The 15,230-nt window shown below is 66.8% G+C and carries 13 protein-coding genes; 8 read left to right on the top strand and 5 right to left on the bottom strand.

From position 1 onward, the window contains the following. Positions 1-52 precede the first annotated feature (52 nt). A complete protein-coding gene (locus SLQ31_RS11450) occupies positions 53-553 on the top strand; it encodes an amino-acid N-acetyltransferase (RefSeq protein WP_319432350.1) in 501 nt (166 codons plus the stop codon). 72 nt (positions 554-625) lie between these two features. On the opposite strand, the gene SLQ31_RS11445 is transcribed toward SLQ31_RS11450, so the two are convergent. After that, positions 626-3,142: a DNA translocase FtsK gene (locus SLQ31_RS11445; RefSeq protein WP_319432348.1), complete on the bottom strand. Its 2,517-nt coding sequence runs from the start codon at positions 3,140-3,142 to the stop codon at positions 626-628. Between the two features lie 186 nt (positions 3,143-3,328). On the opposite strand from SLQ31_RS11445, the gene SLQ31_RS11440 reads away from it, so the two are divergent. Together SLQ31_RS11440 and SLQ31_RS11435 are read left to right on the top strand one after the other, a co-directional pair. Continuing rightward, the gene (locus SLQ31_RS11440; RefSeq protein WP_319432346.1) at positions 3,329-3,643 is read left to right on the top strand and encodes a putative quinol monooxygenase; all 315 of its coding nucleotides are present in this window, start codon (positions 3,329-3,331) and stop codon (positions 3,641-3,643) included. A 4-nt stretch (positions 3,644-3,647) separates the two neighbouring features. Then, on the top strand, positions 3,648-4,463 hold the full coding sequence (locus SLQ31_RS11435; protein ID WP_319432345.1) for a mycofactocin-coupled SDR family oxidoreductase: 816 nt from the start codon (positions 3,648-3,650) through the stop codon (positions 4,461-4,463). Between the two features lie 2 nt (positions 4,464-4,465). Here the strand turns inward: SLQ31_RS11435 and SLQ31_RS11430 are convergent, their stop codons facing one another. After that, entirely contained in the window at positions 4,466-5,956 is a 1,491-nt protein-coding gene (locus tag SLQ31_RS11430; protein ID WP_319432343.1) for a hypothetical protein, read from the bottom strand. Between the two features lie 41 nt (positions 5,957-5,997). Here SLQ31_RS11430 and SLQ31_RS11425 point away from each other — a divergent pair, with 41 nt between their 5' ends. From SLQ31_RS11425 to SLQ31_RS11415, 3 genes are read left to right on the top strand one after another with little or no spacing between them, the layout of a single operon-like run. After that, positions 5,998-6,528, top strand: coding sequence for a dimethylamine monooxygenase subunit DmmA family protein (locus tag SLQ31_RS11425; RefSeq protein ID WP_319432341.1), 531 nt, complete (start codon positions 5,998-6,000; stop codon positions 6,526-6,528). After that, entirely contained in the window at positions 6,525-7,448 is a 924-nt protein-coding gene (locus SLQ31_RS11420) for a PDR/VanB family oxidoreductase (protein WP_319432340.1), read from the top strand. Before SLQ31_RS11425 ends, SLQ31_RS11420 begins: the two co-directional genes overlap by 4 nt. 5 nt (positions 7,449-7,453) lie before the next feature. Then, positions 7,454-8,434, top strand: a complete 981-nt coding sequence (locus SLQ31_RS11415; RefSeq protein ID WP_413641962.1) for a heme-dependent oxidative N-demethylase family protein — start codon at positions 7,454-7,456, stop codon at positions 8,432-8,434. Here the strand turns inward: SLQ31_RS11415 and SLQ31_RS11410 are convergent. Genes SLQ31_RS11410 through thyX form a run of 3 tightly spaced genes read right to left on the bottom strand, consistent with a single transcriptional unit; the run spans position 8,421 to position 11,776 of the window. Continuing rightward, positions 8,421-10,100 carry a ribonuclease J gene (locus SLQ31_RS11410; protein WP_319432336.1) on the bottom strand — a complete coding sequence of 560 codons (1,680 nt, stop codon included), beginning with the start codon at positions 10,098-10,100 and terminating at the stop codon, positions 8,421-8,423. The two genes, SLQ31_RS11415 and SLQ31_RS11410, sit on opposite strands and share 14 nt — an antisense overlap. Continuing rightward, positions 10,097-10,999 (bottom strand): 4-hydroxy-tetrahydrodipicolinate synthase, encoded by a 903-nt coding sequence (gene dapA / locus SLQ31_RS11405; protein WP_319432334.1) that lies wholly within the window; start codon positions 10,997-10,999, stop codon positions 10,097-10,099. Before dapA ends, SLQ31_RS11410 begins: the two co-directional genes overlap by 4 nt. Positions 11,000-11,023: 24 nt before the next feature. Next, positions 11,024-11,776: an FAD-dependent thymidylate synthase gene (gene thyX / locus SLQ31_RS11400; RefSeq protein ID WP_319432332.1), complete on the bottom strand. Its 753-nt coding sequence runs from the start codon at positions 11,774-11,776 to the stop codon at positions 11,024-11,026. 89 nt (positions 11,777-11,865) lie between these two features. Between thyX and SLQ31_RS11395 the strand changes: the two genes are divergently transcribed. Further along, entirely contained in the window at positions 11,866-13,428 is a 1,563-nt protein-coding gene (locus SLQ31_RS11395) for a class I adenylate-forming enzyme family protein (RefSeq protein ID WP_319432330.1), read from the top strand. A gap of 145 nt (positions 13,429-13,573) precedes the next feature. Then, positions 13,574-15,229, top strand: a complete 1,656-nt coding sequence (locus tag SLQ31_RS11390) for a hypothetical protein (protein WP_413641761.1) — start codon at positions 13,574-13,576, stop codon at positions 15,227-15,229. The last annotated feature ends 1 nt before the right edge of the window (position 15,230 follow it).

Here is a 15,230-nt window from a genome sequence, read left to right as displayed (position 1 = left end):
CATCAGAATATCGGTTGGCAGGTCGGGGCCTCACGCCCGATACTCTGCACCCGTGAGCCCCGATGTCGTCGTCCGCCGCGCCCGTACCTCGGATGTCCCCGATATCAAGCGTTTGGTCGACACCTACGCAGGCCGGATCCTGCTGGAGAAGAACCTGGTCACGCTATACGAGGCGGTCCAGGAGTTCTGGGTGGCCGAGCTCGACGGCGAGGTCATCGGGTGCGGTGCGCTGCACGTCCTGTGGGCGGATCTGGGTGAGGTGCGCACCGTCGCGGTCGATCCGAAGGTCAAGGGTCGCGGTATCGGGCACACCATCGTCGACCAGCTCCTGAAGGTGGCCCGCGAGCTGCAACTGCAGCGGCTGTTCGTGCTGACGTTCGAGACGGATTTCTTCACCCGGCACGGCTTCGCCGAGATCGAGGGGACGCCCGTCAACTCCGAGGTGTACGACGAGATGTGCCGCTCCTACGACATCGGTGTCGCGGAATTCCTCGACCTGTCGTACGTGAAGCCGAACATCCTCGGCAACACCCGGATGCTGCTGATCCTCTGATCCCCCCAGCGCCCAAACCGACAAATGGGCGCAAAAGTGCGAGTAGATCGCACCATTACGTCGATCTCGGCGCTAAAAATCTTCTTCTTCGTCGTCGGCGCTGCCACCGCGGATCAGCATCAGTGTCCCGGCCAGTTCGTCGGGCTTGACCAGCACCTCGCGGGCCTTGGATCCCTCCGATGGCCCGACGATCTGACGGGTCTCCATCAGGTCCATCAACCGGCCGGCCTTGGCGAAGCCGACCCGCAGTTTCCGCTGCAGCATCGACGTGGAGCCGAACTGGCTGGACACCACCAGCTCGACGGCCTGCAGGAAGACGTCCATGTCGTCGCCGATGTCGGGGTCGGCGTCGGTGCGTTCGCCGGACGGCTTGGCCGCGGTGACACCCTCGGTGTACTCCGGCTCGGCCTGGTCCTTGCAGGCCTGCACGACGGCTTGGATCTCCTCGTCGCTGACGTAGGCGCCCTGCAGCCGCTCCGCCTTGCCCGCGCCCATCGGCAGGAACAGGGCGTCGCCCATGCCGATCAGCTTCTCGGCACCCGGCTGGTCGAGGATGACCCGGCTGTCGGTCAGCGATGAGGTCGCGAACGACAGCCGCGACGGAACGTTGGTCTTGATCAGGCCGGTGACCACGTCGACCGACGGCCGCTGGGTGGCCAGCACCAGGTGGATACCGGCCGCGCGGGCCTTCTGCGTGATCCGCACGATGGCCTCTTCCACATCACGCGGTGCGGTCATCATCAGGTCGGCCAGCTCGTCGACGACGGCCAGAATCAGCGGGTACGGCTTGTAGACACGCTGGCTGCCCAGCGGGGCGGTGATCTCCCCGGAGCGCACCTTGGCGTTGAAATCCTTGATGTGGCGCACCCGTGACGCCTGCATGTCCTGGTAGCGCTGCTCCATCTCCTCGACCAGCCAGGCCAGCGCCGCGGCGGCCTTCTTGGGTTGGGTGATGATCGGCGTGATCAAGTGCGGGATGCCCTCATACGGCGTGAGCTCGACCATCTTCGGGTCGATGAGGATCATCCGCACTTCTTCGGGGGTGGCCCGGGCCAGCAATGAAACCAGCATGGAGTTGACGAAGCTGGACTTGCCCGAGCCGGTCGAGCCGGCCACCAGCAGGTGTGGCATATCAGCGAGGTTGGCCGAGACGAAATGGCCTTCGATGTCCTTGCCCAACCCGATCACCAGCGGGCGGTGATCGCCGCGGGTGGACGGCGCGGTGAGAACGTCTGCGAGACGGACCGTCTCGCGGTCGGTATTCGGCACCTCGATGCCGACGGCCGACTTGCCGGGGATCGGCGCCAGGATCCGGACGCTCTCGGTCGCCACCGCGTAGGCGATGTTGCGTTGCAGCGCCGTGATCTTCTCGACCTTGACGCCCGGGCCGAGTTCGACCTCGTAGCGAGTGACGGTCGGGCCTCTGGTGCAGCCGGTCACCGTGGCGTCGACCTTGAACTGCTGCAGAACCGACGAAATCCGGTCAGCCATTTGGTCATTGGCCGTAGTACGCCGCTTGGGCGGATCGCCGGCCACCAGCAGATCCAGCGACGGCAGGGTGTAGGGGCCTTCGACTACCCGATCGAGAACTTTGGTGACCTGCGTGGCAGTGTCCTCGGTGGGCATGTCCTGCTTGGGAGTTGGCTTCTTGCGCCGCGCCTTGACCGGCTCGGGAGCCGTCGGCGCATCCTCCTCGACCGGATAGTTGTCCAGCGGCGTGCCCACCGGCCCCTTCTCCCCCGGCCACGCCGGCGCCTCGTCGGTGTAGGACCGCGGGTCGTCGTAGTAGCCGTCGGAGAAGTCCTCTGGCTCAGCCTGTTCGGCTACCTCGGGCTCGTCGTCGTACTCGTCGTCGTATTCGTCTTCCTCGTCGTAGCGGCCGCGGGTGCTGAACATCGCATAGAGCGTCTCGGGCACCTCGCGGATCGTCGTGCCGGTCAGCAGCAGAACGCCGAACAATGCCGCGATGATGAGCAGCGGGGTGGCGATCCATGAGGTGAGCCCATCGGACAGCGGGCCGCCGATCGCGAAACCGATGAAGCCGGCGGCGCGCTGGCGGGCGGCCGGATCCTGCGGCGCACCCGACCACAGGTGCCACAGACCCAGCACCGGCAGGGCGATCATGGCGCTGCCCAGGATCAGGCGCGGGCGGGCGTCGGGGTTGGGCTCGGTGCGCATGAGAAGGACGGCGATGACGGCGACGAGGACAGGCAGCAGAACCACCGCGCCACCGACCAGGGTGCGCAGCATCGAGTCGATCCAGGCGCCCACCGGGCGGGCGGCGTCAAACCAGGAACTGGCGGCGATCACGACCGCGACCGCCAGCAGACCCAGCGCGAGCCCGTCGCGGCGATGACCGGGCTCGATGTCACCGGCTCGACCGACCGAACGGGCGGTCGAGCCGGCCCCCTTGGCCAACATCAGCCAGGTCGCACGCGCAGCCCGCCCACTGGCTGCTGCGGCCGTGGCGACCGGTGAGGCACTCTTCTTCTTGGCAGGCTTGCGCCGTGGAGCCGGCTTCGCCGGCCGTGACGCACCCTTTGACCTGGTCGTTCGCGCGCTTGAGCGAGCGGCCGTCTTGTTCGCCATGCGGGCAAGCCTAGTCGCAGATGCCCCATCAGCACCACTCACAACACCCGTAACACGGCGCGTCGTTGCCAGACTGCGACAAAGGCCGAAAATGAGCTTCGAACCAGTGACCGGGACCCCATCGTGTGGCGATATGAAGCGGGGCTAACGTAAGCGCCGTCACACCTACTTTCGAGGAGCTCGCTTATGCCCGTCGTCGTCGTTGCCAGCTTCGCCGTCAAGCCCGAATCCGTCGACATTGTGCGCGAGGCCTGCAAGAAGGCCGTCGCGGCAGTCCATGAAGAGCCTGGTTGCGACCTGTACGCGGTGCACGAGGGCGATAAGACGTTCGTGTTCGTCGAGCAGTGGGCCGACGGCGACGCCCTCCAGGCCCACAGCTCCGCTCCCGGGGTAACGGCGCTGTTCGGCGCGATCGGCGAGCACCTCGACGGCGCGCCCGACATCAAGCTGCTGCAGCCCATCCCGGCCGGGGACCCGGCCAAGGGCCAGGTTCGTCCCTAAAGCCATGGGTGAACTCGACGGCAAGGTCGCACTGATCACCGGCGCCGCCCGGGGCCAGGGCCGCGCACACGCGGTGAAACTGGCCTCGGAGGGCGCCAGCATCATCGCGGTGGATCTGTGCGCCCAGATCGCCAGCGTGCCCTACCCGCTGGCCACGCCCGAGGACATGGCCGCCACGGTCAAGCTCGTCGAGGACCTCGGGGCCCGCATCGTCGCCCGGGAAGCCGACGTCCGTGACCGGTCGGCGCTGAAGAGCGCCGTGTGGCAGGGCATCGAGGAACTGGGCCGGCTCGACATCGTGATCGCCAACGCCGGTATCGCTCCGATGGCCGACGACGGCGCCTGGCAGGACGTCATCGACGTCAACCTGACCGGGGTCTATCACACCGTCGACATCGCGATGAAGCCGATGATCAAGCAGGGCGACGGCGGCGCGATCGTGCTGACCAGTTCGGTGGCCGGGCTGGTGGGCATCGGCGCCCCTGTCGCGGGATCGCTGGGATACACCGTCGCCAAGCACGGTGTCGTCGGACTCATGCGGGCCTACGCGAATTTCCTTGCGGCGTTCAATATTCGGGTCAACTCGGTGCATCCGGCCGGGGTGAACACCCCGATGATCGACAACGAATTCACCCGCTCCTGGCTGGAGGGTTTCGCCCAGCAGATGCAGGGCGGCCCGGACATGAGCAACGCGCTGCCGGTGCAGACGCTCGAACCCGAAGACATCGCCAACGCGGTGTACTACCTGGTGTCCGATGCCGGCCGCTACGTCACCGGGGTCACGCTGCCCGTCGACGCCGGGTACACCAACAAGCGCTGAGGCTAGGCCTGAGCGGCGGCGGTGAAGATGCCGTCGCGCAGGACGACCTCGGCGCCGACGAGGTCGTCGATCAGAGCCGATGCCATCAGTTCCTGATCGTGGCTGCGCGCCACGGCGCGGCCGCCGTCGGCAAGATCGACCACCGCGATCGCACGCTCGGGTCGATCCCCCTCGAACACAACGGTATACGCGACAACCCTGGCGGCACCCTGTGCGTCGACGACGACCGGCAGCGGCGGTTCTTCGCCAGCGACAGCGTCCGTGACGTCGATCGTCTCGAACGGCTCCGGCGGCGCCTCGGCGGTGATCACCAACGCCCCCTGCTTGGTGTAGAGGCCACTCACACTGCTGACCAGTGCCGCGTCGGCGTCCGAGCTGGTCAATCGCTGCGCCGCTGCCGCAATCGCATGCAGGACATAACTGTTGAGCGGACCACCGGCGAAGGACATGCCACCTGTCAGGGTCAGATCACGTCCTGCGGGCACGCGTAGCGCCTGAGCTCCGATGAACACCGGCGCGGGGAACGCCGAATAGAGGTCCAGCAGTTCGATCTCGGAAACATCCCGCCTCATCCGCTGCGAGATCGTCTCGCCGATGATGCGCATCCCGGCCGGCTGACTGAGCCGGGTTCGGCCGGCCACTGGCACAACGTGATTGGACTCGACCGCCACGGCCGGGTAGCACCGCGCCGTGGTGGGGATCCCCAGTTCGTCGGCGTGCCGGTGGGTCGTGATGACCAGCGCACACCCTTGATCGACGGTCCAGGTCGTGGCCAACAACTTGGTGTAGGGAAAGGCCAGCATCGGGTTGTTCGCCGACGGGTCACGCAGCTCGTCGGGACGATAGCCGTTGGCCCGCACCGCATCCGGGTTGTTCCGCGCGACTGCGGAGAATCGTGAGTACACCCGAGCGAGCTCATCGCGGTGCTCGGAGATGCTCTGCCCGTTCTGGCTCCGCCAGAAACTGTCGATCAGGGCGTAGTACGCGGGAGTGGCCGACAGTCCCGCCGCCACCTCCGCAGGGTGCGACATGGTCGCGTCGAAGTCCGGCGAGGTCAGGGACTCGTCGGGCACCACACCCGCCGCCTGGGTGGTGACGTGCACTTCCAGCCCGCGTGCTGCCGCGCGGACCTTGCGATAGTGCGCCTCGCCACCAGCCACCAACGCCACCCGGTGGGTGCCGGTTTGGACGGCCCGGCATGCGTGGCTGACCAGCGTCTGCTGCATGACGCCGATGTGGGCGAGCACGGTGTGTGCGGCACCTGCGCCGATTCGTTCGCCCACCAGGCGCGCGGGGTCCGCGTAACGGGTCAAGCCTGCGGTCGCACCAATCCAGTCCACGTCGACGCCGTTGACGCCGGAGGCCTTCAACGCCCCGCGCGCGGCGCTCGCCATCAGTTCGGCGGCCTCCTGACCGTCGCGGGGGTCGGCGTCACGGCGGCTCACTGAATGCCAGCCGACAAGAACAGGGGTCGACGGGTCGATGACTGGCACGAAAAGCTGTCTACCACACGCTGCACTACGATCGGGTGACGATGAAACCCGATCTGGACCTCACCAGCGTCCCGGCGTGGGCCGTCGAACCTGCTTGTCCGGCGGCCGATCTGACGGGCCGCCAGTACACGGTCCTGGGCATCAGTGCTGACGCCGCCGAGATCGCCGCGCGCTGGGCCGCCGAGATCACCGCTGCCCGGCCCGAGGTTCAGCTGCGCGTGCACCTGGTCGCCGATGCGGACGCAGCATGCCGAGCATTGGACGCCGACCTCGCCGACGCGGTGGTCGGCTGGCGGCTGCTGTTGGCCGGCCCCGCCCACGCGTGCCTGCGAGTCCGCGCCCGCGCGCTGGAACTTGGCGCGGGCGACGACGAGATCACCGTCGCCAGTACCGAAGTAGCCATCCGCGAGATCTATTGCGCGCACTGCCGGACCACCACCGCCGCACCGGTGGGGCTGACCGAGGAAATCTCCTGTCCCGGCTGCCAACGCCGGCTATTCGTCTACTACCACGTCTCCCGGCGGCTCGGCGCCCATCTCGGGTTCGCGACCAAAGCCGACACCCCGCCATGAGCACGCTGACGCTGGAGGTCGTCGGTGTCGACGACAGCGTGCCGGGGATCAGGACACTGACCCTGGCCCGCGACGACCGCGGTGTGCTGCCGTCGTTCACCCCCGGCAGCCATCTCGTCATCCAGTGCGCCGGCGGTGCCAACGCCTACTCGCTGACCGGCGAGACGACCATGCCCCGCGAATACGTGGTGTCGGTGCTGGAATGCCCGCAGGGCCGCGGCGGATCACGCTGGATTCACCGGGAACTCGCGATCGGCACCGGTGTCGTGGTCCACCAACCGCGCAGCGCATTCGCCCCGGTGCTGCGCGCCAGCCGGCACTTGTTGATCGCCGCGGGCATCGGCATCACGCCGATGGTGACGCACCTGCGCGGCGCCCGGCGGTGGGGCCGCGACGTGCGGTTGCTGTATATCCATCGCGAGGGCTGCGGCGCCTACGTCGACGAGATCAGGTCGCTGACCGGAGCCGCGTCGTTCTTCACCGACCGTGCGGCGTTTCTGTCCGAGCTGTCGCCGGCACTGGCCGGCCAACCGTTCGGCGCGCATGCCTACGTCTGCGGCCCAAGCCAATTCATCGACGACGTCGTCGCGACCGCCACCGCGTTGGGCTGGCCACCCAGCCGCATCCACATCGAGCACTTCGGCGGGGACCTGGCGCCCGGCGACCCCTTCGAGGTCGAATTGACAAGCAGCGGCGATGTTTTCACGGTCAAGTCGGGCGTCTCACTGCTGGAGTCGTTGACGACTCGCGGGCATGCGGTGCCCAGCCTGTGCCATCAGGGGGTGTGCGGGGAATGCCGCGTGCCGGTGCGGTCCGGGTCGGTAGTGCACCGCGACCTCTATCTGACCGATGACGAACGTCGCGACTCGATGATGGCCTGCGTCTCGCGCGGGTCCGGCCGGGTGGAGCTGGACCTATGACCGGCCTGGTATCGGCCCCGGATCTGGTGGCGTCCTTCCCCTTTCCCTACACCGGTGATTCGTACCGCTACAGCACCAACATCGCTCCCGCCGCGGTCGCCGTCACCACCGCTACCGGGCAGTGGGGCCAGCGGGTGGTGCACATCGACAGTGAGTACGCCGATGAACTCGCCGAGCGGCGCCGCATCCTGGCGGCCGATCCGTCCCGGCATGCGGTGCTGCCGCACATGCGCGTCGCCTGCTGGGACACCATGCTGGCGTTGATGACCGAAATGGCCACCGCCTACCCCGCCACCATGTCGTTGACCCGCGACGGCGACACCTGGCATTGGTGCAACGAATTATTGGGCATCGCCCAGAGTTTCGTCATCGGTGACGAGTCCAGCCTGCCCTGCGATCCACTCGCCTACATCGCCGACCAGGTGCAGGAGGACATCGTCCTGCTCGACCAGCGTGACGGCGACCTGTTCGCCGACGCGGGTGTGGTCACCTTTGCCGCGGGCTGGTCGTTCGGCTTCGACGTCGGGATGACGTTCCTGGAGATCCACGGCCCGGTCCCCCGGCTGCGTGCGACCGGGGTGATCACCAGGGCACGAGAGTTCCTGATGCGCTTGGCCGCAGGCGACATCTATCGGCGCACCAACTGGTCGATGACGGTGGGGCGCAGGTTGGATGTGTCCACCGAGGCCTTTCCCGAGTGGCTGCCCGACCGCGATCACCTCGACGCGCTCGACGACGATGCGTTCGGCCGGCTCATCCACCTGCGTGTGGAGGTCCAGCATTTGATCCGGCTGCCCGATTCCGGTGCGATCTGCTTTCTGATCCGCAGCTACATGCTGCCGCTGGCCGACATCGCCAGCGTCGAGGAATGGCGTGCCCGCACTGCGGCGGTGCTGGCCGAATTGCCCGACGACATGGCCGAATACAAGGGGTTGAGCGCCTTCCGGGACCGTTCGGTCACCTGGTTGCAGGCTAGATCTCGATGACCGTCGGCACGATCATCGGCTGGCGCCGGTAGGTCTCCCCCACCCATTTGCCAACCGTGCGCCGCACCACCTGCGCGATGCGGGCCGGATCGGTGACGTTGTTGGCGGCAAGGGCTTCCAGCTCGGTCTGCACTTTGCGCGCCGCGGGCTCCAGCGCTTTGGGGTCCTCGGAGAAGCCACGCGAGTACAGATGCGGCGGCGCGGCCAGCCGCCCCGTTTCCCGTTTCACCACGATCGTCGCCGCGATGAAACCCGAACTCAGGATGAGCCTTTCGCCCAGCGTCGCCTCGCCCACGTCGCCGGTGATCAGTCCGTCAACGAACATCTTGCCGACCGGCACCCCACCGGCGATGCTGATCCGGCCACCCACCAGGTCGACGCTGACGCCGCTCTCGGCCACCACGATGTTCTCCTCGGGCACGCCGCTGCGGGCGGCCAGTTTGGCGTTGGCGCGCAGCATGCGCCAGGTGCCGTGCACCGGCATCACATTGCGCGGCCGCACCCCGTTGTAGAGGAAGAGCAGCTCACCGGAGTAGGCGTGACCCGAAACATGCACCCGCACTTGTTGATTGGTGACCACCCTGGCGCCGATCTTGGCCAGGTCGTCGATCACGCCGTAGACCGCTTCTTCATTGCCCGGGATCAGCGACGAGGACAGGATGATCAGGTCGTCGGAGGTGACGGTGATGCTGCGATGCTCACCGCGTGACATCCGCGACAGTGCCGCCATCGGCTCGCCCTGTGTGCCGGTGGTGATCAACACCACCCCCTCGGGGGGCATCTCCTCGGCCATTGAGATGTCGACGACGTCGCGATCCTCGACATGCAGGAAGCCGAGCTCGCGGGCGATCGCCATATTGCGCAGCATGGACCGGCCGACGAACGACACTTTCCGGCCCAGCGCGAGTGCGGCGTCGACGATCTGCTGCACCCGGTCGACGTTGGAGGCGAAACACGCCACGATGACCCGCTGCCCCTCCGCGCCGCGCATCAGCCGGTGCAGATTGGGCCCGACTTCGCTCTCGGAGGGCCCCACGCCGGGGATCTCGGAGTTGGTCGAGTCGCACAGGAACAGGTCGACCCCGGCATCGCCGAGCCGTGACATGCCCGGCAGGTCGGTCGGGCGGCCGTCGAGCGGCAGCTGGTCGAGCTTGATGTCACCGGTATGCAGAACAGTCCCGGCACCGGTGTGGATGGCGATCGCCAGCGCGTCCGGGATCGAGTGGTTGACCGCGAAGTACTGGCACTCGAACACCCCGTGCGTGCTGCGCTGGCCCTCGGCGACTTCGATGAACACCGGATTGACCCGGTGCTCACGGCATTTGGCGGCCACCAGCGCGAGCGTGAACTTCGAGCCCACCACCGGGATGTCGGCGCGCATCTTCAGCAGGTACGGGATCGCGCCGATGTGGTCCTCATGGGCGTGCGTGAGGACCAGGGCTTCGATGTCGTCGAGACGATCCTCGATCAGCCGTAGATCCGGCAGGACCAGGTCGACGCCGGGTTCGTCGTGGTTGGGGAACAACACGCCGCAGTCGATGATCAGCAATCGGCCGAGATGCTCGAAAACGGTCATGTTGCGGCCGATTTCGTTGATGCCGCCCAGCGCGGTCACACGCAGACCTCCCGGGGCCAGTGGCCCGGGAGGTGACAGTTCCTCGTTCACCTCAAGACGCCCGCGGCACGCAGGTCGGCGGCCAACTCGTCGATCTGCTCGGCGGTGGCCGGCACCTGCGGCAACCGCGGCGCACCGACGTCGATGCCCTGCAGGCGCAGACCTTCCTTGGCGAAGGTCACCCCGCCAAGGCGAGTTTGCGCGTCGTTCAGCGGCGCGAGCGACACACCGATCTTGCGCGCGGTCGCGACGTCACCGGAGTTGAAGGCGCTCAACATGTCTCGAAGCTGGCTGGCGGCCACATGCCCCCACACACTGATGAAGCCGACCGCGCCCATCGTCAGCCACGGCAGGTTCAGGGCGTCGTCACCGGAGTAGTACGCCAGGCCCGTCTCAGCCATGATCGCCAGACCGCCGTGCAGATCGGCCTTTGCGTCCTTGACCGCGACGATGTTGGGGTGCGCCGACAACGTGCGCATGGTGTCCCACTCGATCGGGATGACCGAGCGCGGCGGGATGTCGTAGAGGATCGCCGGCAGATCGGTGGCGTCCGCCACCGCGGTGAAGTGTGCGACCAGGCCCGCTTGCGGCGGGCGCGAGTAGTAAGGCGTCACGACCAGCAGGCCGTGGGCGCCCTCGGCGGCGGCGGTCTTGGCCAGGTGCACGCTGTGCGCGGTGTCGTACGTGCCGACTCCGGCGATGATGCGGGCGCGGTCACCGACGGCTTCCAGAACCGCACGCAGCAGCGCCAGCTTCTCCTCGTCGGTGGTCGTCGGTGATTCACCGGTGGTGCCGGACAGCACCAGCCCGTCGCAGCCGGAGTCGACCAGATGGGTGGCGACCTGCGCCGCGGTGGCGGTGTCCAGCGTGCCGTCGGGCTTGAAGGGAGCAACCATCGCGGTCAGAACCGTGCCCAATCGGGCGCTGACGTCGAATCCGCTGGTGCTCACGGACACCTAGATTACCCGCTTGCCTCAGACCTCCGTAGCCAGCGGGGACGTCGCCACCTCGGTGCCGTCGGCAAGTTCGCTGACCTCGAAGTCGGCGAAGACCGAGGGGGCGACGTCAGCGAGCTGACGCAGGCAGGCGATCGCCAGCCGGCGGATCTCCACGTCGGCGTGCTCACTGGCCCGCATCGCGATGAAATGCCGCCAGGCCCGGTAGTTGCCGCTGACCACGATGCGGGTCTCGGTGTCGTTCGGCAGCACGGCGCGCGCGGCCTGACGTGCCTGCTTGCGCCGCAGCACGGCGTTCGGCTGGTCGGCGAACTTGGCTTCCAGCCGGGCCAGCAGCTCCAGGTAGGCGGCGCGGCTGGCGTCGGCGGCCTCGAGCAGGATCTGGCGCAGTTCCGGGTCGTCCTCCAACCCGGGCGGCACGACGACCTGGGCGTCATTCTCGGGCACGTAGCGCTGGGACAGCTGCGAGTACGAGAAATGCCGGTGCCGGATCAGCTCGTGCGTGCAGGACCGGGAGATGCCGGTGATGTAGAACGACACCGACGCATGCTCGAGCACCGAGAAGTGGCCCACGTCGATGATGTGTTTGAGGTACGCCGCGTTCGTGGCGGTCCGGGGATTCGGCTTGGACCAGCTCTGATAGCACGCGCGTCCGGCGAACTCGACAAGTGCCTGCCCGCCGTCGGCATCGGTGCTCCATGGCACGTCGACAGGCGCCAGGAACTCGGTCTTGGCGATCAGCTGCACGCGCAGCGGCGCGGTCTCGGCCACGGGGCTCACCTTAGCGCCCGCCTCGGCGGTCAACGGTCCCGAGCACGATGGGATCCTGAACCCACCGATCGTCACCGACAAGGAGCCCTATGCCCGACCCGCTGTGGGGAATCGATGTCGACTCCTCGGAATATGCCGGTCACCGCGGGCTGCAGTACTCCCCTCGGCCAACGACATTCGCGAGCATCTTCGCCGAATCGCAGTGCTGGGCCGAGCGCACCTTTCTGGTGCACGGCGAACGGCGCATGACCTTCGCCGCGTTCGCCGGCGCGGTGAGCGCGGCGGTCACCGCGCTGCGCGACGAGGGTGTCCAGGCCGGCGATCGGATCATGCTGTACGCGTACAACACCCCGGACTGGGTCGTCGCCCTGTGGTCCACCTGGCTCAGCGGCGCCATCCCGGTGCTCGCCAATCGCTGGTGGCGGCAGGCCGAACTCGAGCACGCGGTGGGTCTGCTTGAGCCGCGCCTGATCCTCACCGACACCGCGATGGACGGCGTCGCACGACAGATGGCACGGGACCTGGGCGGATTCGCCGGGGATCGGCACGTGGCCGAGGCCGTCAGATCGGATGAAATCGAGGATCCCGATGCGACGTCGGCCATCCTCTTCACGTCGGGAAGTTCGGGCCTACCGAAGGCGGTTGCGCTGTCCCGGCGGGCCATCATCGCCAACCAGCACAATGTGTTGGCGCGCACGAAGAGACTGCCGCATCAGCAGAAGCCCGATGCGCCGCAATCCGTGGCCCTGGCAAGCACCCCGATGTTCCATGTGGGTGGGCTGTCAAATCTGTTGAGCAACTACCTCACCGGCGGCAAAGTGGTGATCCCCGAAGGGCGCTTCGATGCGCGCCAGGTACTCGAACTGATCGAACGCGAAGGTGTGCACAACTGGGGCGGTGTCCCGACCATGGCGATCAGGGTGCTCGAGCATCCCGAATTCGACACGTTCGATCTGTCGACGCTGCGGTCGTTCCCACTCGGCGGAGCAGCCGTGCCGACCGCGCTGTTCGACCGGCTTCGGGTCCGGCTTCCGCAACTCGGCACCCGGGGCCTCGGAAACACGTGGGGCATGACCGAAGCCGGCGGATTCCTGACCGCCGCGATGGGCAGCGACTTGCAGCAGTATCCCGGCACGGTGGGCCGGCCCTACCCCGTCGTGGAGCTGGTCATCGACCGTCCCGACGCCGACGGTGTCGGAGAGATCCTGGCGCGCAGTCCAACCGTGATGAACGGCTACGTCGGCGTCGATGACGGAACCCTCGACGACGAGGGCTGGCTCCGCACGGGTGATCTCGGCCATCTGAACGCGGACGGCTATCTGTTCATCGACGGTCGCGCGAAAGACATGGTCATCCGAGGCGGCGAGAACATCAGTTGCCCACAGGTCGAAGCCGCCCTATCGAGCCATCCGGCAGTCGTCGAGGTCGCCGCGATAGGGCTGCCACATCCCGACCTGGGCGAGGAACTCGCCGCGGTGATCGTCCATCGCCAGGGCGAGGTCGCCCCGACCGCAGCGGAACTCCGCGCTCACGTGACCGACGCGCTGGCGTACTTCGCCGTTCCGACCCGCTGGCATATCAGCACTACCGCTCTCCCGACGCTCGCCGGCGAAAAGGTCGACAAGAAGAGTCTCGCCGACCGCTTCGCGTGACACGACGGCGTTTACTCCAGCGTCAACCGCGCACGACGCAAAAGGACAGGGCGACAGCGACATTTGCGCTGCACAACCGAATACACAGCTCGGCGAAACATCGGTGTGATGGCGCGGTAACGCGGGCCGCCTAGGTTTGCTCGGCATGACGCAAGAAGCAGAACGCCTGGATGTGGACGCCGCTGCGCCTGCTTCGGCGTCGATGACCGCCACACAGGAAACCTTGGAGGATTACACGCTGCGCTTCGCGCCCCGCAGCTACCGCAAATGGTCGACGCGTGTCGTCGGCATCTCGGCGCTCGGCGGCATCGCGTATCTCGCCGACTTCGCGATCGGCGCCAACATCGGCATGTCGTACGGGACCACCAACGCGTTGTGGGGCATCGCGATCTTCGCCGTCGTCATCTTCGCCACCGGCTTTCCGCTGGCCTATTACGCCGCGCGCTACAACATCGACCTCGATCTGATCACCCGCGGCGCGGGGTTCGGCTACTACGGGTCGGTGGTCACCAACGTCATCTTCGCGACCTTCACGTTCATCTTCTTCGCCCTGGAAGGCTCGATCATGGCCCAGGGGCTCAAGCTCGGCCTGGGCGTGCCGCTGCCGTTGGGTTATGCGGCGTCGACGTTGATCATCTTCCCGCTGGTGATCTACGGCATGAAGGTGTTGTCGAAATTGCAGGTGTGGACGACGCCACTGTGGCTGTTCCTGATGGTGTTCCCGTTCGCCTATCTGGTGATCAGTCATCCGGAATCAGTCGGCCAGTTCTTCGCCTACCAAGGCGAACATGGCAGCGGCACAACGAATTTCGGGTCGATCCTGCTGGCCGCCGGCGTCTGCCTCTCGCTGATCGCGCAGATCGCCGAACAGATCGACTACCTGCGCTTCATGCCGCCGCGCACCCCCGGCAACGCCCGCAGCTGGTGGACGTGGATGGTGCTGGCCGGTCCGGGCTGGGTGATCTTCGGTGCCATCAAACAGATCGTCGGCATGTTCCTGGCCGTCTACCTGATCGCGAACGTCGCCGGCGGCGCGGCGGTGGCCAACCAGCCGGTGCACCAATTCCTGGAGATCTACCAGAACTTCATGCCGGGGTGGCTGGCGATGACGCTCGCTGTGGTGCTCGTCGTGATCAGTCAGATCAAGATCAACGTGACCAACGCCTACTCCGGCTCGCTGGCATGGACCAACTCGTTCACCCGGATCACCAAGCACTATCCGGGCCGGTTGGTGTTCCTGGGCGTGAACCTATTGATCGCGCTGATTCTGATGGAAGCCAACATGTTCGACTTCCTCAACACGATTCTGGGGTTCTACGCCAACTGCGGCATGGCGTGGGTGGTGGTCGTTGCATCCGACATCGCGATCAACAAGTACTGGTTGAAGATCTCGCCCAAGAAGCCCGAATTCCGGCGCGGCATGCTCTACGCCGTCAACCCGGTGGGCTTCGGCTCGATGCTGCTCGCCGCCGGCCTGTCGATTCTGGCGTTCTTCGGCGGTCTCGGCGAGGCGCTGCGGCCCTACTCGCCTTTGGTGGCAATCGTGTTGGGTCTGGTGTTGCCGCCGGTGTTCGCGATCGCCACCAAAGGCAAGTACTACCTGCGCCGCACCGACGACGGTATCGATATGCCGATATACGACGAGCACGGCAATCCGGCCGACGAGCACCTGCTCTGCCATGTGTGCGACACCGAGTACGAACGTCCCGACATGATGTCGTGCGACACCCACGACTCGCACGTGTGCTCGCTGTGCCTGAGCACTGACAAGACAGCAGAGTGCGTGCTGCCCGCGCACTGAG

Origin of the sequence: Mycobacterium sp. RTGN5 (assembly GCF_033804465.1) — a bacterium.
Classification (GTDB): Bacteria; Actinomycetota; Actinomycetes; order Mycobacteriales; family Mycobacteriaceae; genus Mycobacterium.
The sequence above is the reverse complement of the archived record's forward strand: the minus strand, read 5'-3'. Positions and strand labels throughout refer to the sequence as shown.